General features: G+C 72.1%; 21 protein-coding genes and 1 rRNA gene. 14 read left to right on the top strand and 8 right to left on the bottom strand.

Going from position 1 to position 23,808, the window contains the following annotated elements; translation table 11 throughout:
* Window positions 1–4: 4 nt before the first annotated feature.
* The 5 genes from pgeF (at window position 5) to A7B18_RS18150 (ending at window position 6,031) form a co-directional block, all read left to right on the top strand.
* On the top strand, window positions 5–781 hold the full coding sequence (gene pgeF / locus A7B18_RS18170) for a peptidoglycan editing factor PgeF (protein ID WP_102128106.1): 777 nt from the start codon (window positions 5–7) through the stop codon (window positions 779–781).
* The gene (locus tag A7B18_RS18165) at window positions 778–1,296 is read left to right on the top strand and encodes a YqeG family HAD IIIA-type phosphatase (protein WP_425430339.1); all 519 of its coding nucleotides are present in this window, start codon (window positions 778–780) and stop codon (window positions 1,294–1,296) included. The genes pgeF and A7B18_RS18165 overlap by 4 nt, the downstream gene beginning before the upstream one ends.
* A gap of 87 nt (window positions 1,297–1,383) precedes the next feature.
* Window positions 1,384–4,056 carry a type II/IV secretion system protein gene (locus tag A7B18_RS18160; protein WP_180970228.1) on the top strand — a complete coding sequence of 891 codons (2,673 nt, stop codon included), beginning with the start codon at window positions 1,384–1,386 and terminating at the stop codon, window positions 4,054–4,056.
* A gap of 171 nt (window positions 4,057–4,227) precedes the next feature.
* Window positions 4,228–5,481, top strand: a complete 1,254-nt coding sequence (locus A7B18_RS18155; RefSeq protein ID WP_102128105.1) for a type IV pilus twitching motility protein PilT — start codon at window positions 4,228–4,230, stop codon at window positions 5,479–5,481.
* Window positions 5,482–5,596: 115 nt separating this feature from the next.
* The gene (locus A7B18_RS18150; RefSeq protein WP_102128104.1) at window positions 5,597–6,031 is read left to right on the top strand and encodes a secondary thiamine-phosphate synthase enzyme YjbQ; all 435 of its coding nucleotides are present in this window, start codon (window positions 5,597–5,599) and stop codon (window positions 6,029–6,031) included.
* A 51-nt stretch (window positions 6,032–6,082) separates the two neighbouring features.
* Here the strand turns inward: A7B18_RS18150 and A7B18_RS18145 are convergent, their stop codons facing one another.
* A complete protein-coding gene (locus tag A7B18_RS18145; RefSeq protein ID WP_102128103.1) occupies window positions 6,083–8,461 on the bottom strand; it encodes a penicillin acylase family protein in 2,379 nt (792 codons plus the stop codon).
* Between the two features lie 44 nt (window positions 8,462–8,505).
* Window positions 8,506–9,384 carry a DMT family transporter gene (locus A7B18_RS18140; protein ID WP_102128102.1) on the bottom strand — a complete coding sequence of 293 codons (879 nt, stop codon included), beginning with the start codon at window positions 9,382–9,384 and terminating at the stop codon, window positions 8,506–8,508.
* A 96-nt stretch (window positions 9,385–9,480) separates the two neighbouring features.
* On the opposite strand from A7B18_RS18140, the gene A7B18_RS18135 reads away from it, so the two are divergent.
* Window positions 9,481–11,994, top strand: a complete 2,514-nt coding sequence (locus A7B18_RS18135) for a primosomal protein N' family DNA-binding protein (protein WP_245872959.1) — start codon at window positions 9,481–9,483, stop codon at window positions 11,992–11,994.
* A gap of 11 nt (window positions 11,995–12,005) precedes the next feature.
* Here the strand turns inward: A7B18_RS18135 and A7B18_RS18130 are convergent, their stop codons facing one another.
* Window positions 12,006–13,034 (bottom strand): aminoglycoside phosphotransferase family protein, encoded by a 1,029-nt coding sequence (locus A7B18_RS18130; RefSeq protein WP_102128100.1) that lies wholly within the window; start codon window positions 13,032–13,034, stop codon window positions 12,006–12,008.
* A 93-nt stretch (window positions 13,035–13,127) separates the two neighbouring features.
* Between A7B18_RS18130 and A7B18_RS18125 the strand changes: the two genes are divergently transcribed.
* Entirely contained in the window at window positions 13,128–13,862 is a 735-nt protein-coding gene (locus tag A7B18_RS18125; RefSeq protein ID WP_102128099.1) for a metallophosphoesterase family protein, read from the top strand.
* Window positions 13,863–13,965: 103 nt separating this feature from the next.
* Here A7B18_RS18125 and A7B18_RS18120 read toward each other — a convergent pair whose 3' ends face one another.
* On the bottom strand, window positions 13,966–14,772 hold the full coding sequence (locus A7B18_RS18120) for a VC0807 family protein (RefSeq protein ID WP_102128098.1): 807 nt from the start codon (window positions 14,770–14,772) through the stop codon (window positions 13,966–13,968).
* Window positions 14,773–14,855: 83 nt separating this feature from the next.
* Window positions 14,856–16,346 (bottom strand): DR2241 family protein, encoded by a 1,491-nt coding sequence (locus A7B18_RS18115; RefSeq protein ID WP_281260173.1) that lies wholly within the window; start codon window positions 16,344–16,346, stop codon window positions 14,856–14,858.
* Window positions 16,347–16,445: 99 nt separating this feature from the next.
* Between A7B18_RS18115 and A7B18_RS18110 the strand changes: the two genes are divergently transcribed.
* From A7B18_RS18110 to A7B18_RS18100, 3 genes are all read left to right on the top strand, one after another.
* Entirely contained in the window at window positions 16,446–16,871 is a 426-nt protein-coding gene (locus A7B18_RS18110) for a hypothetical protein (RefSeq protein WP_102128096.1), read from the top strand.
* A 119-nt stretch (window positions 16,872–16,990) separates the two neighbouring features.
* A complete protein-coding gene (locus tag A7B18_RS18105) occupies window positions 16,991–18,076 on the top strand; it encodes a M20/M25/M40 family metallo-hydrolase (RefSeq protein WP_102128095.1) in 1,086 nt (361 codons plus the stop codon).
* A 191-nt stretch (window positions 18,077–18,267) separates the two neighbouring features.
* Entirely contained in the window at window positions 18,268–19,590 is a 1,323-nt protein-coding gene (locus A7B18_RS18100) for a S41 family peptidase (RefSeq protein ID WP_180970227.1), read from the top strand.
* Window positions 19,591–19,650: 60 nt separating this feature from the next.
* Here A7B18_RS18100 and A7B18_RS18095 read toward each other — a convergent pair whose 3' ends face one another.
* Both A7B18_RS18095 and A7B18_RS18090 read right to left on the bottom strand, forming a co-directional pair.
* The gene (locus tag A7B18_RS18095; RefSeq protein ID WP_102128114.1) at window positions 19,651–20,586 is read right to left on the bottom strand and encodes a type I phosphomannose isomerase catalytic subunit; all 936 of its coding nucleotides are present in this window, start codon (window positions 20,584–20,586) and stop codon (window positions 19,651–19,653) included.
* A gap of 100 nt (window positions 20,587–20,686) precedes the next feature.
* Complete coding sequence (locus A7B18_RS18090; protein WP_102128093.1) at window positions 20,687–20,935, bottom strand: DdrH; 249 nt, start codon at window positions 20,933–20,935, stop codon at window positions 20,687–20,689.
* 149 nt (window positions 20,936–21,084) lie between these two features.
* Between A7B18_RS18090 and A7B18_RS18085 the strand changes: the two genes are divergently transcribed.
* The 3 genes from A7B18_RS18085 (at window position 21,085) to A7B18_RS18075 (ending at window position 22,811) form a co-directional block, all read left to right on the top strand.
* A complete protein-coding gene (locus A7B18_RS18085) occupies window positions 21,085–21,507 on the top strand; it encodes a HesB/IscA family protein (RefSeq protein ID WP_102128092.1) in 423 nt (140 codons plus the stop codon).
* Window positions 21,508–21,645: 138 nt separating this feature from the next.
* Window positions 21,646–22,146 (top strand): crossover junction endodeoxyribonuclease RuvC, encoded by a 501-nt coding sequence (gene ruvC, locus A7B18_RS18080; RefSeq protein WP_102128091.1) that lies wholly within the window; start codon window positions 21,646–21,648, stop codon window positions 22,144–22,146.
* A gap of 8 nt (window positions 22,147–22,154) precedes the next feature.
* Entirely contained in the window at window positions 22,155–22,811 is a 657-nt protein-coding gene (locus tag A7B18_RS18075; protein ID WP_102128090.1) for a PrsW family intramembrane metalloprotease, read from the top strand.
* Between the two features lie 30 nt (window positions 22,812–22,841).
* On the opposite strand, the gene moaD is transcribed toward A7B18_RS18075, so the two are convergent.
* A complete protein-coding gene (gene moaD, locus A7B18_RS18070) occupies window positions 22,842–23,516 on the bottom strand; it encodes a molybdopterin converting factor subunit 1 (RefSeq protein ID WP_102128089.1) in 675 nt (224 codons plus the stop codon).
* A 187-nt stretch (window positions 23,517–23,703) separates the two neighbouring features.
* Between moaD and A7B18_RS18065 the strand changes: the two genes are divergently transcribed.
* A 23S ribosomal RNA gene (locus A7B18_RS18065) occupies window positions 23,704–23,808 on the top strand; the annotation flags it as partial.

Below are 23,808 nucleotides of genomic sequence, written 5' to 3'. Positions count from 1 at the left end.
AGACATGCGAACCGATACTGACCGCCTGATGGTGCTGCGTTCCCCCCTGTTACCGCTGCCGCACGCGTTCACCACGCGCGCCGGGGGCGTGTCCACGGGCGCCTACGGGGCGCCTGCGGGCGGGGGGGGCCTGAACCTCGACGACCGCGAGGACGACCCCGGGCTCGTCGCCGAGAACCGCCGCCGCCTGGCGGGGGCCCTCGGCTTCGACGAGGAGCGGGTGGCCCGCCTGAATCAGGTCCACGGCACCCAGGTTTGCGAGGCGCGAGCGGGCGTGCAAGACGGCGACGCCCTGGTGACGACCGAGCCGGGCCTCCTCCTCGCGGTCGGCACGGCGGACTGCTACCCGGTCCTGCTCGCGGACGAGGCGGCGGGCGTGATCGGCGCGGCGCACGCGGGCTGGCGGGGCACGCTGGGAAGGATCGCGGCGCGCACGGTGGAGGCGATGGTGGAGCGCGGGGCCAGGCCCGAGCAGATTCGGGCGGCGGTCGGCCCCGGCATCTGCGGCGAGCGGTATCCGGTGGGCGCGGACGTGGCGCGGGGGTTCCGGGAGGCGGGCCTGGGTGACTTCGTTCTGGAAAAAGGCGGCGCCTCCCACCTCGACCTCGCGGAGGCCAACCGGGCCGTGCTGCTCACGGCGGGGCTCCTCTCCGGCCACATCTGGGTGAGCGGGCGGTGCTCGACCGAGGCCGAGTTCTACTCCTACCGCCGCGACGGGGGGCGCACGGGCCGGATGTGGGCCGTGATCGGCCTGCCGGGGGAGAAGGGGGGCGCGGCGTGAGCCTGCCTCTTCCCCGGGGCCTGCTGCGTCCGCGCGACGTGATCGACCACATCCGCGACATCGACCCGGACTTTCTCGCCGAGCGCGGGCTGCGCGGCCTGCTCCTCGACCTCGACAACACCCTGATTCCCTATGGGAGCTACGAGGAGCGGGCGGACGTGATGCGCTGGGTGGCCGACCTGCGCCGGGCGGAGACCCGGCTCTACCTCCTGAGCAACGCGACCGGGGGCCGCGCCCGCTTCTGGCTCGACAAGCTCGGCTTCGAGGGGGTGGGGATGGCGGGCAAGCCCAACCCGCGCGCCTTCCACCGGGCCCTCGACTCGCTCGGCCTGCCCGCCCGGCAGGTCGGGATGGTGGGCGACCAGCTCTTCACCGACGTTCTGGGCGGCAACCTCGCCGGAATGCACACCATCCTGGTGCATCCCCTGACGGTCAACGCCCTGCCGCACACCCGCGCGACGAGAAAGCTCGAACGGGCGGTTCTCAAACGCTACGGCCACGACTGGCGGCCCTGAATGACCCGCCCCGCCTTCCGCCCCCCCACCCACGGCCCACCCCGGGCCCGCACCGCCTGACGCACCACCCAAGACTGGAGGACTACTGTGGCACTCTCGATAGGTGACCGGCGCCTCGGCGCGATCTTGCTGGAGCAGGGGTACGTGAACGACCTCGACCTGCAAAAGGCGCTCGTGCGCCACGCGGAGGTCGGCGGGCGGCTCAGTGACATCCTGATCGACTCCGGCATGGTGGGCGAGAAGCGCATCGCGCGGGCCATCGAGGAAGCGCTCGGGATTCCCCTGGTGGACCTGCTCGTGATCACGCCCGAGCCGGGGGCCGTCGCCGCCATCAGCGCCCAGACCGCCCAGACGGTGCAGGCCTTCCCCTTCGCGCTCGACGGGGAGACGCTGCGGGTGGCGCTCGCCGACCCCCTCTCCAGCCTGTCCATCGAGGCGCTGGAGGACGACAGCGGGCTGATCATCGAGCCCTATCAGGCGCTGCGCGACCAGATCCTGTGGTCCATCGCCACCCACTACCCGGAGCTCGACCTCTCGGCCCCCGTGCCCACCGAGGCGCCGGGGGAGGGCGTGGGCGGGGGTCGGCTCGGGCAGCGGCTGATCGCCCGGGGCCTATTGAGCGAGGCGCAGCTTCAGGTCGCGCTCGACGTGCAGCAGCAGACCGGCGAGCCGCTGGGCACCACGCTCGTCACCCAGGGCATCCTCACCGAAGACCAGCTCTACGAGGTGCTCGCCGAGCAGGCGGGGGTCGCCTACGTGCGCAACCCGCGCGACTTCCAGCCCACCGAGGACGTGCTCGGCGGGATGCTGCGCGCCGACGCCCTGCGCCTCCAGGCCGTGCCCGTGGACGAGGGCCCCCAGGGCGTGGTCGCCGTGGCGAGCGATCCCCGGCGGCGCGACGACCTCGCGGCGGTGCTGGGGCGCCCGGTGCAGCTCGTCCTCGCCAAGCCGCGCGACGTGGAGACCCTGATCGAGCGCTTCTACCCCCAGCGGGGCCGCCTCGGCGAGCAGATGGTCCAGCAGGGCACCCTGTCGCGGGCGCAACTGCGCGAAGCCCTCCAGGTCCAGGCGCGCGGCGGCAAGGTCAAGCCGCTCGGCGAGGTCATCCTCGAACTCGGCTTTGCCAAGGCCGACGAGATCGAGGGGGCGCTGCAAAAGCAGAACTCGGGCGGAGGGCGCCTCGAGGACACCCTCGTCCAGTCGGGCAAGCTCAGCCCCGAGATGCTCGCTCGCTCGCTCGCCGCGCAGCTCGGGTACGAGTACCTCGATCCCGTGCAGAATCCGCCCGACGCCAAGGTCGCGCTGATGATTCCCGAGGCGACGGCGCGCCGCTACCTCGTGGTGCCCGTGCGGATTCAGGGCGAGGCCCTCGTCATCGCCATGAAAGACCCGCGCAACGTCTTCGCGCTCGACGACCTCAAGCTGATCACGGGCCGCGAGATCGTCCCGGCGGTGATGGCGGAAAAAGACATCGTTCGCTTGATCGAGCGCTACTTCGGCAGCCAGGACATGGCGAACCTCAACCAGCGTCTCGTCGCCGAGAGCAAGAGCCGCGAGGCGAAGAAGCAAGACGACGTGGACGTCTCCGCGCTCGACGACAACGCCGTCGTCCGGGTGGTGGACAACCTGATCCGGGAAGCGGCCCTCCAGGAGGCCTCGGACATCCACATCGAGCCCACCGAGACGTCCGTGCGCGTGCGTTACCGCATCGACGGCGTGCTGCGCGAGCAAAACGAGTTGCCCAAGGGGAGTGCCCAGAGCATCCTCGCGCGCATCAAGATCATGGGGAGCCTCGACATCTCCGAGCGCCGCGTGCCCCAGGACGGGCGCATCCGCTTCAAGAAGGGGTCCATCGACATCGACCTGCGCCTCTCGACCCTGCCCACCGTGTACGGCGAGAAGGCCGTGATGAGGCTCCTGCAAAAGGCGAGCAACATCCCCGAAGTCGAGCAGCTCGGCTTTTCCGAGCACAACTTCCAGCGGTATCTCGACGTGACCGACAAGCCCAACGGCATCTTCCTGGTCACCGGACCCACGGGCTCGGGCAAGTCCTTCACTTCTTTCTCGACCCTCAAGCGCATCGCCCGCCCCGAGAAGAACACGACGACCATCGAGGACCCCATCGAGTACGAGATTCCGGGCATCGTGCAGTCGCAGGTCAACGTGGCGGCGGGCATGACCTTCGCGCGGGCGCTGCGGGCCTTCCTCCGCCAGGACCCCGACATCATCTTCGTGGGCGAGGTCCGCGACGCCGAGACCGCCAAGATCGCCACCGAGGCCGCGCTGACCGGCCACCTCGTGCTGGCGACCCTGCACACCAACGACGCCCCCGGCGCGATCACCCGCATGGAGGAGATGGGCGTGGAGCACTTCAACATCGCCGCCGCCGTGGTGGGGGTGCTCGCCCAGCGCCTCGTCAGAAAGGTGTGCGGCGAGTGCAAGCAGCCCACGAACGCCGACCCCAACGTGCTGCGCCGCCTGGGGCTGACGGAAGCGCAGGTCAGCGGCGGCAGCCTGGTGCGCGGCTCGGGCTGCCCGCGCTGCGGCGGCACCGGGTACAAGGGCCGCATGGGCATCCACGAGCTGATGGTGATCGACGACCCCCTGCGCCGCGCCATCGGGGCGGGCAAGACCGCCGCCGAGGTCCGCGACGTGGCCCTGGGCGAGAGCGGCATGCGCACCCTGCGCCAGGACGGCATCGAGAAAGCGCTCCAGGGCCTCACCACCCTGGAGGAAGTGCTGGCGGTGACGAGCAACTGATGGGGGACGCAGGCGGTTGAAATGCAACGTCGCTCGAGTGCCCTGCTCGGTCACCCCCACCCGGCGTCCCCCCTTAAGGGGGAGGGGCAAACAAGAAACCCGGCTTTGAGTCTTCGTGTCCTCGTCCCTCCCACTCACCACTGACCACTCCCCACCCACCGAGGTTTCCCCATGACCATCCCCCCGACCGACATCACCGACATCCTGCGCGTGGCCGCCGACAAGGGCGCGTCCGACGTGATCCTGACCGTGGGGCTGCCGCCGCAGTTCAAGCTTCAGGGCGTGTATGACCCGCAGGGCTTTTCCGAACTGGTGGCGACCCAGACGCGCAAGCTGATGTACTCGATGATGAACGAGAAGCAGCAGCGCACCTTCGAGGAAAAGCGCGAACTCGACTTCTCCTTCGCGCTGGGCGAAAAGGCCCGCTTCCGCGTGAACGCCTTCATGCAGCGCGGGAACGTGGGCGGGGTGCTGCGGCTCATCCCCACCCGCATCAAGACCGCGCAGGAGATGGGGCTGCCGCAACAGGTCGTGGACATCGCGAACGCGCCGCGCGGGCTGGTGCTCGTGACCGGGCCGACGGGCAGCGGCAAGAGCACGACCCTCGCCGCGATGATCGACCACATCAACCAGACCAAGCGGCTGCACATTGTCACCATCGAAGACCCCATCGAGTTCATGCACACGCACAAGAACAGCATCGTGAACCAGCGCGAGGTCGGGGCCGACACCCAGAGCTTCAACGCCGCCCTGCGCGCCGCGCTCAGGCAGGCGCCCGACGTGATCCTGGTGGGCGAGATGCGCGACTACGAGACGATCAAGGCCGCCGTCACCGCCGCCGAGACCGGGCACCTCGTGATGGGCACCCTGCACACCAACTCCGCCCCCGAGAGCATCGACCGCATCGTGGACGTGTTCCCGGAAGAGCAGCAGGAGCAGATCCGGGTGCAGCTCGCGGGCAACCTCGTCGCCGTGATGACCCAGCAGCTTCTCCCCAAGGCGGACGGCTCGGGCCGGGTCCTCGCCTACGAACTCCTGATCGCCAACCCCGCCGTGCGCTCCCTGATCCGCGAGGGCAAGACCTTTCAAATCGTCTCGACGATGCAGACAGGGGCGCGCGAGGGCATGGTCACGATGGACGCCTTCCTGGCGAACCTCTACCGCCGCCGCGTGATCACCTACGACACCGGGGTCGAGCGCGCCGTGGACCCCAAGGAGTTCGCCCGCCTCGCCAACGACCCGACCGCGGGGGTCGGGGCCGCCGCCGGGTACGCTCCCCCGGCGGGCGCGGGCGGCGGGGCCACGCCCCAGGCGGCGGGCCGCGCTCCCGCCCATCCCACCCTGCCCGGCACGCCCACGGGCCGCACCGTCGCCGACGCGGGCTTCGGCACGGGCGGGGGCGGCAAGCCGTACGGGCGGGGCTAAGGAGAGAGCGAGTTCCTGCGGGAGGGGAGGGCTGACCTGACCGGGCAGGCTTGAGTGGGCTGGCCTCCCTCTCCCTTCCCACCCACCCCCGACCAGTTCCCACTACCCTGCCCCCATGTGGGCCCAACACGATCTGCGCCTCCGCCCCCTCCCGCGCGGCTTCCACCTCATCACCCGGGAAGTGTTGGGTGCCGTGCCCGAACTCGCGCGGGTGCGGGTGGGGCTGCTCCACGTCTTCATTCAGCACACGTCGGCCAGCCTCGCCCTCAACGAGAACGCCTCGCCCGACGTGCGGCGCGACTTCGAGCGGTATTTCAATCACCTCGTGCCCGACGGGTGGCCGGGATTCGAGCACACGCTGGAGGGGCCCGACGACATGGCGGCCCACGTCAAGGCCAGCCTGCTCGGCCCCGGCCTGACGCTGCCCGTCCGTGACGGTCGCCTCGCGCTGGGCACGTGGCAGGGCCTCTACCTGTGCGAGCACCGGGACGAGGGCGGACCGCGGCGGCTGGTGCTCACCCTTCAGGGGGAGGAGCGCCGGGGCGGCTGACGAGAGGGGCCCCTTCCCCGCCTCGTGCGGACGCTCCGGGCGGCCCGCCGCCTACCTCCCCGGCTCAAGGGTGAGGGTCCGCGCCTGGCCCCAGTCGCGCTCGTCCGTGCTCATCGGGAGGTACTCGCCCCGTGCCCACAGCGCCTGCTGGTCGGAGACATGCTCGCCGAGGGGGAGGCCCCCCTGCCCCAGGCTGCCCACGTAGAGGCTGCGGTTCGGGTCGCTCAGGTCGACGATCTGGCGGTAGCTCGGGCCGTGGGTCTGCCGCAGGGTCTCGGGGTCGGGGCGGGCGACGTTGACGGTGTTCGTGCCGCCGGGCGTGGGAGTGGCGTGGTTGAAAAGCCAGGCGAGGGCCCTCACGCTCCCGAAGGCGCGGTGGTTGCTGGCGACGGTATGGACCTTGCCGTAGGTCCAGCCGCTGGGGTCGGGGCCCAGGCGGGCGGCGAGGCCCTCCACGGCCCGGCGCAGGCTGGCCTGGAGTTCCGAGGCGCAGCCCTGCCGTCCCTCGGCCTCGTCGCGGCACAGCTCGCCGTCGGCCCGGAGCTGGCCCAGCACGGCGAGGCTGCTGACCCGCGTCTCGCCCCCCAGCTCGTCTTGCCCCATCGCCTGAAGCTGCGCGAGCCACGCCTCGAAGATCGTGGCCTCCACGCTGTCCGTCGTCTCGTTCCCGTTCCAGCCGCGCAGCCGGGCGAGGGCCTGGCGGCTGAGGTCGTCTCCGGGCCGGGTGGCGAGCAGGAAGGGCTTCAGGTCGCGCCACACCAGGCTCACCGCGTCGAGCTGCACGCGCCTCACGTCGTCCAGGGTCAGGCCCGTGGGTTTGGCGCTCAGGAGGGCCGTGATGCGCTCGGCGCGGTGGGGCTCGGCCCAGTTGCGGACGTTGCCGAGGTTGTAGGGGTAGCCCTCCGGCACGACCTTGTTGTTCGCCGTGACGACCAGCCCGTCGGCGGGGTTGTAGGTGTGGGGCAGCCGCCCGAAGGGGATGAAGCCCGCCCACTCACGCGTGCCGTCGCCCGGCACGGGGAGGGAGCCGTCCCAGCCCTGCCGAATGGGGATGCGGCCCGGCGCGTAGTACCCCGTGTTGCCGTCCACGTCGGCATAGACGAAGTTCTGGCTGGGGGCCACGTACCGCTCCAGGGCGGCCACGAAATCCTCCCAGTTCTGCGCGTAGTTCAGGCCCAGGAAGGCGTCGAAGGTCGTGTCGCCGGGTTGAAGGGCCGTCCACTTCAGCGCCACCCGCGGTCCCACCTCGCCCGCGCCCACGTCGCTGACGATGGGACCGTGCGCGCTCTGGCGGACGGTGAGGCGCACGTCGGGCTGGCCCTTCACCCGAATGACCTCGACCCGCTCGGTGAGCCTCGCGTTCTCCGGCTCGACGTAGAGGTCCTGCACGTCGGGGTTGACGTTCGTCACGCCCCAGGCGATGCGGTCGTTGCGCCCGATCACGATGCCCGGAAGGCCGGGGATGGTCGCCCCGATGGCGCGCAGGGTGGGCCCCCGAATGTCGGCCAGATACCACAGCATCGGGCTCGTCAGGGCGAGGTGCGGGTCGTCGGCGAGGATGGGCTTGCCGCTCGCGGTGCGCTGGCCGCCGATCACCCAGTTGTTGCTCCCCTTGCCGGGGATGCGCTCCAGGCCGAGGGACCGGGCGGCGTCGAGATGCGCCTGGAGGGCCCGCACGGTCGCGTCGGGGAGGGCGGCGGTCTGCTCTTGCGTCCGCACCGCCCGCCCGGTGAGCCCGAGTTCGTCCCGGCTGAGGACGGTGGGGGCCGCCTGCGGGTAGGGGGGCAGAACCTCGTTCAGGCCGCGCGCGCCGAGCCGCTTCACGACGTGGGTGCCCAGCACCTCGTCGTCGTAATTGCCGCCGAGGTCGTAGGCCATCAGCTTGCTCCACGACACGCTGTCCACGTCCGTCCAGGCTTCCGGGGTGTAGCCCAGGACGCGGAACTCGGGGGCGAGTTTGCCCTGGCGCATGGCCGCGTTCACGCCCGCCGTGTAACTGCGCACCAAGCGCCGGGACCGTTCGGAGAGGGCGGGGGGGATGCTCTGGGCGTCCCGCTGGAACCCCCAGGTGCGCAGGAAGCGGTCTTGCGGCAGGGCGGCTGCCCCCAGCACCTCGGCCAGGCGCCCCTGCGCCACCCGCCGCTGGAAGTCCATCTGCCAGGCGCGGTCTTGCCAGTGGATGAAACCCAGCGCGAACACCGCGTCCTCGTCGCTCGCCCCCGCCCGGATGTGCGGCACCCCCCACCTGTCACGCGTGACCGTCACGGGACCCGAAAGTTCCGGGAGCGTCACCGTCCCCCGCACCCGCGGATTCGAGGTCGCCCTCAGCCACAACACCAGCGCCAGCGCGGCCAGAAGCACGAGGAGCACGACCCACAGCAGCCCCCGCCCCAGCCGACCCGCCCAACTCCGCCGAGCCCTCAACGTCATCCCGACCCCCTTTGAAGTGGGCCCAGGATAGGGCGCCGGGGCCGCTACGTCGTGCGCCGCTGGGCGAGCGCGGCACCCGCCAGGATCAGCCCGCCGCCGAGGAGCACTGCCGGGCGGAGCGCCTCTCTAAGAATCAGGAAGGCGAGCAGCACCGTAAAGAGCGGCTCCAGCGTGCCGACGAGGCTGGCCCGCGCCGCGCCCAGCCGCGCGACCGCCCCGTACAGGGCGGGCACGGCGACGAGGGTGGCGAGCCCCGCCATGCCCGCGATCACGCCCCACTGCGCGGGGGTGTTCGGCAGGTGCAGGGTGCCGCTCCCCGCCGCGAGCAGGGCGAAATACCCGCCCGCCACGAGCGCCATGTGCCCGGTCGAGGCCAGCGGGGCCACCCCGCCCAGCCACCGCTCCGAGGCGAGGAGGTAGGCGGCGTACAGGGCGCCCGACCCGGCGGCGAGCGCCAGCCCCACCGGGTCACGGTCCCCCGCCCCCGGCACGCCGACCACCAGCCCCAGCCCGAGTGCGGCGAGCGCGACCGCCCCCAGCCGCGCCCCGCCGGGCCGCCTGCCCGCGAGCCACCCGAACAGGATCACGAAGGCCGGGGCGAGGTAGAGCAGCAGCGAGGTGGTGCCCGCCGTGATCCGCCCCAGCGCCGTGAAATAGAGGGTGGTCGCCAGCGCGTAGATCAGCCCGACGCCCAGCAGCGGCCCGCGCTCCCGCCACGTCAGCTCCCGGCCCGCCAGGGGCAGCAAGACGAGCGCGACGAGCCCGAATCTCCACGCGAGGAGGTCGAAACTGCCCAGCCCGACCTGCCCCCCGAGCTTGCCCCAGATGCCCAGGGTACTGAAGCCCAGCGCCGACACCAGGGCCAGCCCCAGGCCGGAGCGTGTGCGGTCGGTCTCGGGGTGGGGGGCGGGCACGGTCGTCACGCGGGCGAGCTTAGCGCGGGCGGTGGTGGGGGAGGGTGGGGTGTCAACCCCGCTCGCTCACCCCGGCGCCGGGAGGGACCCGCCACAATGCAGCGTGTGACCCTGCCGCCCGCCTCCCCCCCTCCCGTCCCCTGGCGGGTGGTGGTGCCCCTGCCGGTGCCCGCGCTCGACTACGCCGCCCCCCACGGGCGGGGCGGGGCGGTGCCCGTGGGCTGCCGGGTCCTCGTGCCCTGGCGCGGTGACCTCGCCGTGGCCCTGGTCGTCGGCGGGGGCGAACCCCACGGCGCCCACCGCCTGCGCGAGGCCGTCCACGTCCTCGACGACGAGGAGGGGCCCTGGGTGCCCCCCGCCACCGTCGAGGCGGTCACGGCCTGGGCCCGCGACGCCCGCCTTCCCGCCGGGCTGGTGTGGGGCGACCTGCTCGGCGTGGGCTGGACGGCCCGCTTCGACCACCGCGTCCGGGCGGTGCCGGGGGCCGACCTGAGCGCCTTCGGTCACCGTGCTCCCACGGGGGAATGGGCGGGCGCGCGCGACTACCCCCCCGCCCTCCTCGACGCGATCCGCGAACAGGGGCTGCTGGAGGAGAGCTTCCGGCCCACCCCGCGCACCCGGGGGCTCGTCCGCGCCCGGCCCCTGGCCGCCGTGCCCGCCGACGCGAGGACCAAGACCGTCCTCCGGGCCGTCCCCGAGGCCCCCGCCACGCTCACCCCCAAGGGGCGGCAGGCCTGGGCGTGGCTCGCCGAGCACGGCCCGCAGGCCAGCCTGAGCGCCTGGGCGCGGGGGGCGGGGGTGGGCAGCGGGGTGGCGTCCGGCGTGCTGAACGCGGGCGGCGCCGAGCAGGTGGCGGTGGAGACCGACCCGCCCGCCGCCTGGAGTTGGCTCATCCACGGCGGCCCCGTGGATTCCCTGAGCGCGTGGGCCAACGGGGCGACGGCGGACGGGGTGCCCCTCTCGCCCACCGGGGCGGGCACCCTCGTCGCGCGGGGGTGGGCGGACGCGGTGCAGGAGGCCGCGCCGCCCCCACCCCTGCCCGAACCGGGGGCGCCCTGGCTGACGCCCGACCCCGACCGCCTGCCGGAGGGTCCGGCGTGGCGGCTGCATGGGGGTCGCCCTGCGTCGCGCTTCCGTACCCTGGCTCCCCGCCTCTCCCGCCTGCTCGTCCAGGGGCGCGGGGTGCTCGTCCTCGCCCCCGACCACGCGACCCTGCGCCGGGCGTGGGAGGGGCTTTCCGGCCTCGCGGGGACGGCGGGCACCCGCGCCGTGCAGGTCAGCGGGGCCCTGAGCCCCGAGCAGCGCGAGCACACCTGGAATCTGATCCGCTCGGAGGAGGCGCGGCTGGTGATCGGCAGCTACCTCGCCCTCGCCGCGCCCCTGCAAGGCCCCGCGTTGATCGTCGTGCTGGAGGAGGCGAGCGACGCCTACAAGCTCCCGGCGGGCTCGCACGCCTTCATCCCCGACGTGGCCGCGCGGGTCGCCGCCGCCCACGACGCGGCCCTCGCGCTGGTGGGCAGCGCCCCCGCCGCCGAGAGCGTGCCCCTCCCCGGCGCGGTGCTGCCCCCGCCGCGCACCCGGGTGCACGTGGTGGACTACGCCAACCCGCCCGAGCAGCCTGAACTCGGGCCCCTCAGCGGCGTTCACCTCACCCCGGGCGACCTCGGCTACCCGGTGAGCCACGACCTCGCCCGGCTGCTGCGGCAGGTGCAGGAACGCGGGCGGCAGGCGGCGTTGCTCGCCCCCCGGCGGGGGTACTCGGCCCTCTTGCGTTGCCCGACCTGCGAGCACACCCCCCAGTGCCGCAACTGCGACGTGGCCCTGCGCTTCCACCAGGAGACCCGGCAGCTCACCTGCCACCAGTGCGGCTACCGCGAGGCCGTCCCCGACCGCTGCGACGTGTGCGGCGAGCAGATGTGGAAGGCGCGCGGCCCCGGCACCGAGTGGATCGCGCAGACCGTCGAGAAACTCGCCCCCGGCCTCCCCGTCTACCGCTACGACCGCGACCGCCAGGACGACCTCTCACCCCTCCACGCGGGGGGGAGCGGCGTCGTCGTCGGCACCCAGCTCCTCCTCTCGCAAGAGGCCCCGCCCGACCTCGCCCTGATCGGGGTGACGCTGGCCGACACCTGGCTCAACCTCTCGGACTTCCGGGCCTCCGAGCGCTACCACCGCCTGCTGCGCCAGCTCGCCGAGTGGCACCCGCTGCGGGCCCCCCTGCTCGTCGTGCAGACCTTCCAGGCCGACCACCCGGCGCTGAGGGTTCTCGTCGAGGGCCGCGACGCCCTGGCCTCCCCCGCCGCCGAGGAGCGGGCCCGCGCCGCCCTGGGCTACCCGCCCCACGCCCGCCTCGCCCAGGTGGAAATCGCCGCCCGTGATCCCCAGCGGGCGAAGATCGCCGCCCAGGAGGTCTTCGACGCCCTGCACGGGGCCGGGGCGCACGCACACGAGGTGCTGGGTCCGGCGCCCAGCCCAGTTGCCCGGCTGCGCGGCGTGTACCCCTACCACCTCCTGCTGCGGGCGCGCGACGACACCCGGCTCGCGCAGCTTCTCGCCACCCTCGACCGCTCGTGGAAGGCGCGGGTGCGGGTGGACGTGAATCCGCGGGGGGGGCTGTAGGGCCGCCCGCCCTACCCGGCGTCCAGCCGTCCCAGCAACGCCTCCAATGCCCCCTCCGCCCCGGCCACGCTCGGAAGGATGTCCCGGTCCAGTCCTGTGAGGCAGTCCTGATCCTGCTCCGGGCGGGTGTTCTGGTGCAGGATCAGGTTCACGGCCCTCGCCACGTCCTCCAGTGCGCGGCGGCAGAGGTAGAAGCCCAGCAAGTTGGGATCGAGGTTGGCGCTCCGTCCCGCCACCGCCTCGTAGGCGGGCAGGACTTCTGGCAGCCGCTCGTGCAGCATCCACAGGTCGTGTTCGGGCGGCGCGAGGCGGGCTGTCTCCCAATCGATGATCCAGAGGTCGCCGCTCATGTCCCGCATCACGTTGCCCCCGTGCGCGTCCGTGTGGCAGACGACGTACCGGTGGGGCCGGGCACGGGCGGCGGCCTGGAACCCCCGGGCCGACTTGAGGAGTCGTTCGATGGTGGCCTCATAGGGAGGCAGGAGGTCACGCAGGGCGCGAACTCCAGGCCGGTCGTCCTGGCGGACCGTCTTCAACAACCGCAGGTCGTCCGACAGCCCCCTCTCGAAGGGCAGGCCGAAGTCCTCCGGGGGAACGGGAAGCTGTGGAACGAGCGTGACGATCTCCTCCGTCCCCGCGTGCAGGTGGCTGAGCAGAGGGGCGAGTTCGCCCAGCGCCCCCGTCCACCCGGATTCCAGGTTCGTTCCCTCGATCCAGGCGAAGAGGGCGAGGAAACAGTCCTCCACCCCCGCGAAGTCGGCCCCGTCCCGGGTGAAAAGGGGCTGGGGTACCCGCGTCAGGAGGCCGAGCCCCCGCAAGGCCCGCAGAAGCGGTAACTCCGCCGCGACGCGCTTCCTCAGTTCGGCACCGTGAGCCGTCCCGGGCATCACCTTGACGAAGAAGCGCCCACCGGACCCTTCGGCGCGGTAGGCGGGGGCCGTGCCCTCCGGGAGAAAGGTCAGGCTCTCCACCTCCAGGCCGTACTCCGACCCCAGGACCCGGAGCAGGGCGGCGCGGTCGAGGGCGGGTTCGGCGCTCATCTGCCCCAGCGTAGGTCGGGGGACCGCCTCCCCCCTAATCTCTTCCTTCAGCCTGCTACGGTCCTCCCGGGCCCCTGGGCTAAACTGCCCCTCATGATCCGCCTCGCCGTCCTCGCCGACCTGCACGCCAATCTGGAGGCGACGTTGGCGGTCCACGCGGACATTCAGAGGCGGGGAATCACCGAACTGTGGGTGCTCGGCGACCTCGTGGGCAAGGGGCCGCGCCCGCGTGAGGTGGTGGAGTGGACGCAGGCGCACGCCACCCGCGTCATCCAGGGCAACTGGGACGCCCGGGTCGCCGGGGCCACCCACCGCCCGCAGGACCTCTGGCCGCGCAGCCAGCTCACGCCGGGGCAGCTCAGTTACCTCGCCGGGCTGCCCTACGGCATCGAGGAGCAGTTCGGCGGCGCGTGGTGGCGCTTCGTCCACGCGAGCAGCAAGGGCCTCTTCCACCGCCTCTACCCCCACTCCAGCCTCGCCGAGCAGCTCGACGCCTTCGCGCCTAATCCCCAGTTCGCCCTGCGCCAGCACGCCGACGCCCTCGTCTACGCCGACGTGCACGAGACCCTGATGCTCGACGTGGAGGGCCGCCCCCTGATCAACACGGGCTCGGTCGGCAATCCGCTCGACAGCACCCTCCCGAGCTACCTGATCCTGGAATTCGACCCGCAGGGCCCGGCCCACACCGCCTCCTTCGTGCGGCTGACCTACGACCGCGCCGCCGAGATCGCCGTCGCCGAGGCGAGCGGAATGCCCTTTACCCGCGAGTACATCGCGGAGCTGCTGACGGGCGCATACCAGAAGCGGCGGGCGCGGACGGGGGAATGAGCCTGTGGCTCGTGGCGCGTAGCTTGTAGAAAAAGAGAAAACCCCGCACACGGCGGGGCCTTCCTTCCGTTCATTTTTCTCCACAAGCGACGAGCCACACGCCCTACGCCGTCAGCTCCCCCCGCTCCCGCATCCGCTCGGCCAGCTTGGCGGGCTCGAAGAGGCTCGCTCCCGCCCCGTAGCGCCGCCGCACCGCGTTCTGCACGAGCCACAGGGCCAGCGCCACCCCGGCGAGGCTGATGATCAAGGCGGGCACACGCATGATCGCGTTGACCTCGGCGATCTGGGCATTGAAGGCGTCGGTGCCGAAGCGGGCCGTCACCCGGTCGAAGTTCACGACGCTGTTCACCACGCCGCCGATCAGGTCCACCACCGCGAAGGCGACCGTCCCGAGGGCGAGCGCGCGGTGAATCTGCGGGTCGCGCATCGCCTGCTGGGTGGCCGCGCGGTCCCCCGGCTTCTCCCCGATGCTGGCGGCGTCGAGAAACACCCGGAAGAGGGGCACGCTCGTCGCCGCGCTGATCAGGAAGAGCAGGCCCGTCAGGTACGAGCGGGCGCTGTCCTTGATCGCGTACCAGAAGCCGTCCACGTACCAGAAGGCGAGCCCCCCAGAGAGGATCGCCCCCGCCCCGCCGATGAGGGCGACCGGGCTGACGTTGCGGTTGACGAACAGGTCCACGAGCACGTACACGACCGGAATCAGGGCCGCGAGGAGGTACGCCCGGATGTTCCCCGCCGTCCCACCCCCGAACACGTTCTCCGCGACGCTGATCCCGCTGCCCAGGATGTTGGGGCTCAGGATCAGGATCGGGATGATCAGGGTGAACACGAGGTCCCAGACGGTCTTGGGCACACCCGCCGCAGGCTTCTTGGAGGGGGTGGCGGGGTGAGGGGTGCGCGGGGCGGTCATGGGGGGCAGTCTCTCACGGAAGGATGTGGGTTGTCGGTGGCGGGGGGTGGAAAAGCGGGGAGGGGCTTGTCACACCCCCCTGCTCAGTCCGCGTGCCCCGCGCCCGACCCCCCGCGCTTGCCGCTGACTTCCTCGCGCACCTCGGCGATGAGGTAGGTGCAGGCCTCGGCGCAGGGAATGGCGCCCGGCACGCCCGAGAAGAAGGTGCGGGGCAGCTTCTCCCCGGCCCACAGCCGCGTCTTGAGGCAGCCGCCGCACACGTCCTTCGCCACGTCCTCGACCTGTTCGGGGGTGGCGCGGGTGACCTTGGCGTAGATGCCGGTCTGGCGGCGGGCGGTCGTGGGCCAGGGCGTCGCGTGCAGGCTGTGGCAGTGCTGGGCGTACCCTTCCTCGACCACGGCGGGGTAGAGATAGTGGATCCCGCGCGGGAGGTCGGCCTCCGAGAGCACCGCCCGCCACCCGCGCGGCAGGTTGCGCAGGGTGTGGACGGGCCGGTGGTGCCCGCCCTCGTCCCGGCGGGTCAGGTCGCGCAGCCCCTCGGGGGTGACGGCGGTGGTGAGGTCGTCGGCGGGGCGCCCCTCGTCGAGGGCGTGCCGTAGCTCGAACATGCCCGCGTGCGGGGTGACCATCGCCTCCCCGAGCCGGGTGCCGCGCCGCGCGAGGGCCAGGAAGGCCTTCCACGCCTCCGCGTGCGCCCGCTCCTCGTCCCCGCCCCGCTCCGACGCCCCGCGCGCCTCCTCGGCGAGGTGCAGCACCACGTCCGCGACCGCCGGGTGGGTCCCGACGGGCCTCGCGTAGTACACCGTCTGCGCGCCGTGCGGGTTCTCCGGGAATTCGGTCACCTCGCCCGTCAGGCCCATGTCCTCGGGAATCGTCTCCAGCGTGTGCCACCCCTCCGAGGCGAAGAAGGGCACGACGACCACCCGGGGGGCCTTCACCCGGTCCGGCCACGTGCCCACCTTGGGCTCCTCGTCGAGGAAGAGGGCATGGACTTCCGCGAAGAGGCCACTGTCGCGCAGGCGGTCGGCGTTGCCGTAGATGACCCGGTTGGAGTTCTCGTTGCGGGTGGTGCCGTGCCCGAGCACGATCAGGGCGGTGTCTTCCGCGTTCAGGTCGGGCAGCGCCTCGCGGGCCCGCGCCAGGATCACGTCGCCCATGCCCGGGTGGACCCCGTAGGGGAGGGTGTAGCGCACCGTCCGCCCGCCGAGAACCCGGGCCACGCCCTCCGGGGGCACCGGGCCCTGGTGACCCAGGCCGAGTTCGCGCGGAATCACCGTCTCGGTGAAGTAGCCCTCGGAGATGAACATGGGGATCACCGTCACGTCGGTGCTCGCGGTGGTCCTCAGCACCTGCCGCAGAGACGGTTCTTCCTTCCAATAACCCTCGACCACCTCGTCGAAGAGGCCGCGCCCGCGCAGCAGCTCCGCGTAACGGTACACCGCGCCCGCCGACTCGCCGTTGAGGTGGGAGCCGTGACCGATCAGGACGAGAGAACGCATAGAACGCAATCTAACGCGGCGCCCGGCGCTCGATTGTCCCGCCTCACCCGCTCGCCCGCTTCGCGCGGGGGGCATAAATCGCCCTGAAGTGTGCCCTCACGCACGCTGGGGGGGAGGTGCGTAGGTTGAGAGGCGTCCGCACGCTCTACCCCCCACTCCACAGGAGGTGCTCCCATGTTCTTCCAGCAACGTGACCGCCACGAGCAGATGGCCCGCCTCGACCCCCGCGACACCAACATGGACGGGATGGTCAGCCCGCAGGAGGCCGCCGCCTACATCCAGGACTACATGCAAAACGCCTCGCCCGACGAGCGCCAGCAGATCATGCGCGAGTACTTCGGGCAGATGCCCGCCGATCAGCGGCGGCAGATGGGCGACGCGATGGTCCAAAGCCCCTACAGCCCGGTGCAGCAGGTCCGCCACGACGACGACGACGACATGATCGAGGCCTACACCCGCACCGCGCAGGCCCCCATGCAGGATGGCCGCAGCCCGCTGGAGGCCGCCTTCGGTCAGGGCGGCGCCTTGAGCAACCCGCTCGTCAAGGCGGGGCTGGTCGGCCTCGCCGGGATGATCGGCAGCCGGATGCTGCGCCGCTGACCTCGCCCTTTTTCGAGCCCCCGGTCCAAGTGGCCGGGGGTCGTGCCGTTCCCCACCCCGGAACGATGGGGGAAGGGGTTGCGACCTTGCGCCGAACCCAGCCGCTACAATCGCCCGCGATGCCCCTCTCGTACCTCACGCGCATCGCGCAGACGCCCGCCCCCACCTTCGAGGAGGAGGCGCGCGCCGCGCTGATGGCCGAGCTGTGGGGGGGGCTCGGCTACCGCACCGAGCGCGACGAGGTGGGCAACGTCCTCACCCGCCTGACCCCCCCCGGCACCGAGGGCCGCCCCGCCTTGCTCCTCGCCGCCCACCTCGACACGGTGTTCGCCCGCGGCACCGACGTGACCGTGCGCGAGGAACGCGGAAGACTCATCGGCCCCGGCGTCGGCGACAACAGCGCCAGCCTCGCGGTCGTGACCGCCCTGCTGGAGGGCCTGCGTGGGCACGAGGCCACCCTGCGCCGCCCCCTCTGGGTCGCCGCCAACGTGGGCGAGGAGGGCCTGGGCGACCTGCGCGGGGCCAAGCACCTCCTCGCCCGCCACCGCCCCGAGCTCGGGGCTTTCATCGCGGTGGACGGCTACCTCGGCGTGGCGGTCACCCGGGCGGTCGGGGTGCGGCGTTACCGGGCCGTCTTCCTGGGGCCGGGCGGACACTCGTGGGGCGACCAGGCTCCCAGCGCCCTGCACGCGCTCGGGGTGGCGATCAGCGCCTTGTACGCCCTGCGCCGCCCCCTGTCGCCGCGCACCACCCTCAACGTGGGCCTCGCCTCGGGGGGCACGAGCGTGAACTCCATCGCCGGGAGCGCCGAACTCCTCCTCGACCTGCGCTCGCTCGACCCGCAGGTCCTCGCCGACCTCGACGCGCGGGCGCAGGCGGCGATCCACTCCGCCGCCCGCGAGGTCGGGGTGAACGTCCATCTCGAGCGGGTGGGCGACCGCCCCGGTGGGGACCTGGGGGCCGAGTCCCTGCTCGACCTCGCCCGCGACGCCGCACTCGAGCACCGCACCGACTTGCGCCTCGCGTCGAGCAGCACCGACGCCAACGCCGCCGTGCCCCACTCGCTGCCCGCCATCGCGGTCGGCGTCTACCGCGGCGGCAACGCCCACCGCGAGGACGAGTGGGTCCAGGCGAGCAGCCTCGTCCCCGGTCTGCGCTTCCTGCGCCGCATCGTGGACCTCTACCAGCGCCGCCCGGTGGTGTAGGGGACGTCAGCTTCCAACGCCAGGGGGCCCGTGCTGGAAGCTCAGGGCAGCCCGTCCAGCCGACCTTTCCAAACCCCCGCTAAGGGCGATGGCCTGTCCTGGGCGGCGGAGAGCGGACCGCTTTTTTGTGACTCACGCGGCTTTTTCGGCCCACCAACTTCCCATCTGTTCAGAGCAGAATGAGAAGGGTCATGACCCCCCTCTCCCGCCGCCGCGCGGCCTCCCACCTGTCCGTCCTCGCTGCCGCGACCCTGCTCACGACCGGACCGCTGGGCCCGGTGGCGGGGGCCCAGGGCGCGGCGTCCGTCTCGCCCGCCCAGGCGACCTTCGATCAGGTCAACCTCCTGCTCCAGCAGGAGTACGGCGGGCTCTCCACGGTGGACCGGGTGGCCCTGGGGCGCGAGTACCAGGCGCGGCTCGACGCCGCGTGCGCGCCCACGCCGACGACCTGCCCCGCCGAGAAGGCCTACCCCGTGATCGAGGCCGAACTCACGGCCCTCGGCGACGAGCACAGTTTCTTCCAGACGCCCGAGGACTTCCGGGACTTCGTGGCGAGCGCCACGGGCGGCAACCGCCGTCAGTTCGGGGTCAAGCTCGCTCCCCTCGACGGCGAGAACCGGGTGGTGCTCGAGGTCGTGCCCGCGAGCGCCGCCGAGGAGGCGGGCCTGACGCGCGGGGACGTGCTGCTGACCCTCGACGGCCAGCCGTATACCTTCGCGGGACTGCGTGACGCGCGGATCGCGGGCCGCACGGTCAGCCTCGGGGTGGAGCGCGGGGGCTCGCCCCTCACCGTCTCGCTGACCTCACGCGACAGCTCCACCCGTGACCTGCCGCGGCTGAGCTTCGCGGGGGCGGCCCAGAACGTCGCGGTGTTGCGCATCCCCACCTTCCTGGCGGGCGGCGGCATCGCCCAGCAGGTGCACGACCTCGTGGCGCAGGCGCGCACGCGCGGGGCCCAGGGACTGATCGTGGACCTGCGCGGCAACACGGGGGGCAGCCTCGCCGAATGCGACAGCTCGGTGAGTGCCTTCGTGCCCGCCTTCACGCGGGTGGCGCGCGGGGCCGAGGGCGACGACTCGACCCGCGTGAGCCGCGGCACCCGCTTCGAGAACGGACGCAGCTTCGGCAGCGTGCGCAGCCCCCAGCTCTGGACCGGGCCGCTCGCGGTGCTCGTGGACCGCGGCAGCGCCTCGTGCAGCGAGTTCTTCGCCTACGAGGTCCAGTACGCCGGGCGCGGCCCGGTGATCGGCAGCGCCACCGCGGGCGTCGGCAACACGGCCACCCGCATCTTCCCGGTGGGCGAGGACGCCGCCCTGCAACTCACCATCCTGAACTACGCCAAGCCCGACGGCACCCCCTACCCCGTGCGCGTGACCCCCAACGTCGCCCACGACGGCGGCGAGGCCGACATCCGCCTCCTCACCCGCGGCCAGGACACCCTCCTTAACCTCGGCCTCCAGGCCCTCGCCTCCGCCCCCACGATCAGCCAGGACCAGGACTCCTCGCGCCCCTGAGCGCGTCCGTCCGAACGGCACCCCAGGTCCATCCCCGCGACCTGGGGTGTCCCGTCCGATTCAGGGCAGCCGGGAGCGCAGGGCCGTGAAGTCCCCCTCCAGGCGGTACGTTCCCAGGGCCGCCGGGACGACCACCGAGTCGAGGGCCCCGAGCGTGACCTCGCCGCCCTCCCACCTCAGCCGTGCCTCCCCGGAGATCACCGTCACGGCGTGAAAACTTTCGCCGCGCGTGTCGCCCTCCACGGCCTCCCCGCCCGCGAGGCGTTCGAGGATGAAGTAGTCGCAGCGGGTGAGTTCCTGCGCTTCCCCGGCCCGGGGGGGGCCGCTGTGCTCGACCGCAGCCTGCGCGTTCGTCGTCACGAGGGCGCTCTCGCGCAGGTGCAGGGCTCGGCCCGCGCTCGGGGGGCGGTCCCAGTCGTAGACGCGGTAGGTCAGGTCCGAGGTCTGCTGCACCTCGTAGAGGAACAGGCCCGGCCCCAGCGCGTGCAGCGTTCCGGCGGGCATCAGGACCGTGTCCCCCGCCGAGACGGGCTGGCGCCGGGCGTGGTCCATCACCCGGCCCTCCAAGATGGCGGCGCGCAACTCGTCGGTCCCGGTCCCGGGGCGCACCCCCGCGATGAGTTCGGCCCCCGGCTCGGCCTCCAGGATGTGCCAGGCCTCCGTCTTGCCGAGCTGCCCTTCTCCCGCCAACTCGCGCGCCTGCCCGTCGTCCGGGTGGACCTGCACGCTCAGCCATTCGGCGCAGTCGAGCAGCTTGATCAGCAGCGGAAAGCGCTCCTCCCGCGCGCGGCTTCCGAGCACCTCCGCCGGGTGGGCCCCGCTCAGCCCCCCGAGGGTGCGCCCGGCGTGGGGCCCGCCCGCCACCACGTTGCCCTCGTACACCACCCACGCCTCCCCCACGGGGGACGGGGCCTCGGGAGCGAGCCGCCTTCCCCCCCACACACGTTCCGAGAACTGAGCCTGGAGGACGAGGGGCGCGGCGAAGGGGGAGGTCATGCGGCCCATGATGGCAGAGCGCCCCGCCCCCTCCACCGAAACACCCCATCCGGCCTCGGGGTGGGGCCAGATGGGGTGGGGGAGGGGGTCGGGCCCGGGGTCAGGCCTGCACGCGGCTCGGGCGGCTCACGACGGTGTGGGCCTCCTCGCGCTTGGTGCCCGCCGCGTAGCCGACCTGGGCGCCGAACTGCCACGCGAGCTTGATCATAAACTGGATGGCCTGCTCGTCGCCCGCCAGAATCAGCGTCCGCAGGTGCTCGGGCAGACCCTCGGGCAGCGGCATGGCCCCGAGCTGCTCGCCGTACTCCGCGCGGAGCTGCTCGAACCACTCGGCGTAAGGGTTGGTCATACCCCAATCTTAATACGAATGCGCTCAAGGAATGTAAGCGACAACCTTCATGCAAGGGCCTGGGGCGTGCCGGGGGCGCTGTCTACGCAGGCGGCGGAGTTTGCCTCCCGGGCACTTTTTCCTTTCCCCAATGGTGTTACGCTTCACGCATGACGGCGACCCTGAACTCCAACCTCCAGGACGGCGCGCCCGCCCGTCCTCTCAGCATCAGTGAATTCGGCGCCCAGAAGGCGCTGGCGATCCTCTCGCAAAGCGGCAAGGACAACGCCGGAGTGCGCGTGTTTATCAAGAGCGGCGGATGCAGCGGCTACCAGTACGGCATGGCCATCGACGACCGCGAACTCGAGGGCGACACCGTAGTGGTGGACCGCGGTGTGAAGCTCGTCGTGGACCGCATGAGCCTGCCCCTGCTGCTCGGCAGCGAGGTGGATTTCGTGGAGAACATGATGGGCGGCGGCTTCACGGTCCACAATCCCAACGCCACGAGCTCTTGCGGCTGCGGCCACTCCTTCCGCACCGACGGCTCCCAGTCCCCCGACGGGGCGGGCAGCGGCGGCTGCGGCAGCCACTGACCCGGCCATCCCCCCTCTCCGCCCGCGCACGTTCGCCGGGCGGTGTTTCGTGGCGGCTCTGCGGTCATGCCGGCGGGCGCAGCGTCCGGCACGCGAAAAATCACCGGCGTTCGCGCGGGAACTTGCTATCCTGCCCGCATGATCGTGCTCGGCGTCGACCCCGGCCTCGCCAACCTCGGCCTGGGGCTGGTCGAGGGAGACGTGCGCCGGGCGCGCCACCTTCACCACATCTGCCTGACCACCGAGAGCGCCTGGGTGATGCCGCGCCGCCTCCAGTACCTCCACGAGGAGGTCTCGCGTCTCCTGGCGGAGTACCGGCCCGATGCGGTCGCCATCGAGGACCAGATCCTGCGCCGCCAGGCCGACGTGGCCTTCAAGGTGGGGCAGGCCTTCGGGGTGGTGCAGCTCGCGTGCGCGCAGGCGGGCGTGCCCGTTCACGCCTACGGCCCCATGCAGGTCAAGCGCTCGGTGGTGGGCACGGGCCGCGCCGACAAGGAGCAGGTGATCTACATGGTCAAGGCGTCCCTGGGCCTCGGTGAGCTGTTCAACAACCACGCCGCCGACGCGCTCGCCCTGGCGCTGACCCACCTCGCCCACCAGTCGGTGCTCGCCGCCCCCGCTCGGCTCGTCCGCACCTAGGGCCCGGCGTGTCCGTCGCCCTCCCGCTCGCCCTGTCGGTGATCTTGACGTTCGGGTGGTTGTGGTTCTTCGTGCGGCGCGACCGCCACCCCGAGCCCCCGTGGCTGCTCGCGCGCACCTTCGCGTGGGGCATGGTGGCCTGGGCCGTCTCCGCCGCCTTCGAGGGCAGCTTTCAGCGCCTGGACGTGGTATGGCTCGTGCTGCTCCTCGCCGCGGTCATCGAGGAGGTCACCAAGTTCCTCGCGGCGAGCACGGCGACCACCGAGCGCGCCTTCGACGAGCCGATGGACGGTCTCGTGTACGCGGTCACCGCCGCGCTGGGCTTCGCCCTGCTGGAGAACGTCACCTACACGCTGGGCTTCGGCGCGCCCGCCGCCACGTGGCACGCCCTGCTCACCACCCTGGCCCACGCCCTGTTCAGCGCCCCGCAGGGGTACGCCCTGGGAGGCCGTCACCTGCGCGGCGGACGCTGGTGGCGCTCGCGCGGTCTGCTCCTGAGCGTCGCCCTGCACTTCGTGTTCAACGGGCTCGTGACGGGGCGGTCAGGCTGGCCCCAGCTCGCCGTCCTCGGGTTCGTCGTGGTGCTCATGGCCGCGCTGGCGAGCCGGTATTACCTCCATTTCGAGGAACACGCCCGCAGCAACCCGCAGCCCCGCTCCCGTTGAACAGAGGCGGCGCGTGGTCGTCTCCCGGCGTTATAGGGTGGGATGCCCGGTCTGCCCGTCTACCCAGTGTTCGCCCTCCTCATCCGCCTCGTGCTTCCAGACAGGAAGGTGGACCTTGAGGTGCTCGATCAGGAAGTCGCACGCCTCCAATGCCGCGCGTCGGTGCGGGCTCGCCACGCCGATCAGGATGCTCGCCTCGCCGGGCAGCAGCCTGCCCAGGCGGTGCTGAACGATCACCCGCAGCTCCCCGTGCCGCCCGCGGGCCTCGGCGGCGGCCCCCTGCATCACCTGCTCGGCCATCGGGGCGAAGCCCTCGTACTCGATGAAATCCACCCTCCTGCCCCGGTTGGGCGAACGGACCGTGCCCACGAAATAAGCCTGCGCCCCGTACTCCGGGCGCACCAGGAAGGCATCGGCCTCAGTCAGCGAGAGAGGCGCGGTCACCACCTCGCACCGGGTCTCTCCCTCGGAGCCACCCGCCACCGGGGGCAGGAAAGCCACCTCGTCCCCGGGGCTCAGCGGCTGGTCCGGCGCGGCGTACGTCTCGTTGACGGCCACCATGCAGCCGCGCAGGCTCAGCCCGTACTGTGCCTCGACCTGACTCGCCAGCCCCCTCACCGTCGCGCCGCTCGGCACGTCCAGGCTCGCTGTCTCCAGCCCGGATTCCCGCCTCAGACGCGCGAAAAACACCACCTTGACCTGCATGGCCGGAGCGTACCACGCCTCCTGTGCTCAGGGCCAAGGTCAGGCTCTTGACAAGACGGGGGCGGGCCTGTATCTTTTCTGAGCCTCGGTTGAGGCGAGCAGCATGACAAGCGAAGGTGCGAGCGAGAAATGCACGAATCTACCCGTCTCTCCCTATGGGAGAGTGGGTTGAGGACAGAGACAGAATGGTCAAGAGAACAAGGGTCCACGGTGGATGCCCTGGCACTGGAGCCGATGAAGGACGCGCTTACCTGCGATAAGCCCCGACGAGCCGGAAAGAGGCGTTGACTCG

Origin of the sequence: Deinococcus planocerae (assembly GCF_002869765.1) — a bacterium.
Taxonomy (GTDB): Bacteria; Deinococcota; Deinococci; order Deinococcales; family Deinococcaceae; genus Deinococcus; species Deinococcus planocerae.
This window is presented reverse-complemented; position numbering and strand designations above follow the sequence as displayed.

Coding starts and splice junctions, on each gene's coding strand:
- ruvC (WP_102128091.1), top strand. CDS start 21,646: ATGATCGTGCTCGGCGTCGACCCCGGCCTCGCCAACCTCGGCCTGGGG.
- A7B18_RS18125 (WP_102128099.1), top strand. CDS start 13,128: ATGATCCGCCTCGCCGTCCTCGCCGACCTGCACGCCAATCTGGAGGCG.
- pgeF (WP_102128106.1), top strand. CDS start 5: ATGCGAACCGATACTGACCGCCTGATGGTGCTGCGTTCCCCCCTGTTA.
- A7B18_RS18095 (WP_102128114.1), bottom strand. CDS start 20,586: ATGACCTCCCCCTTCGCCGCGCCCCTCGTCCTCCAGGCTCAGTTCTCG.
- A7B18_RS18110 (WP_102128096.1), top strand. CDS start 16,446: ATGTTCTTCCAGCAACGTGACCGCCACGAGCAGATGGCCCGCCTCGAC.
- A7B18_RS18115 (WP_281260173.1), bottom strand. CDS start 16,346: ATGCCCCCCGCGCGAAGCGGGCGAGCGGGTGAGGCGGGACAATCGAGC.
- A7B18_RS18155 (WP_102128105.1), top strand. CDS start 4,228: ATGACCATCCCCCCGACCGACATCACCGACATCCTGCGCGTGGCCGCC.
- A7B18_RS18100 (WP_180970227.1), top strand. CDS start 18,268: ATGACCCCCCTCTCCCGCCGCCGCGCGGCCTCCCACCTGTCCGTCCTC.
- A7B18_RS18090 (WP_102128093.1), bottom strand. CDS start 20,935: ATGACCAACCCTTACGCCGAGTGGTTCGAGCAGCTCCGCGCGGAGTAC.
- A7B18_RS18130 (WP_102128100.1), bottom strand. CDS start 13,034: ATGAGCGCCGAACCCGCCCTCGACCGCGCCGCCCTGCTCCGGGTCCTG.
- A7B18_RS18105 (WP_102128095.1), top strand. CDS start 16,991: ATGCCCCTCTCGTACCTCACGCGCATCGCGCAGACGCCCGCCCCCACC.
- A7B18_RS18145 (WP_102128103.1), bottom strand. CDS start 8,461: ATGACGTTGAGGGCTCGGCGGAGTTGGGCGGGTCGGCTGGGGCGGGGG.
- A7B18_RS18120 (WP_102128098.1), bottom strand. CDS start 14,772: ATGACCGCCCCGCGCACCCCTCACCCCGCCACCCCCTCCAAGAAGCCT.
- moaD (WP_102128089.1), bottom strand. CDS start 23,516: ATGCAGGTCAAGGTGGTGTTTTTCGCGCGTCTGAGGCGGGAATCCGGG.
- A7B18_RS18150 (WP_102128104.1), top strand. CDS start 5,597: ATGTGGGCCCAACACGATCTGCGCCTCCGCCCCCTCCCGCGCGGCTTC.
- A7B18_RS18085 (WP_102128092.1), top strand. CDS start 21,085: ATGACGGCGACCCTGAACTCCAACCTCCAGGACGGCGCGCCCGCCCGT.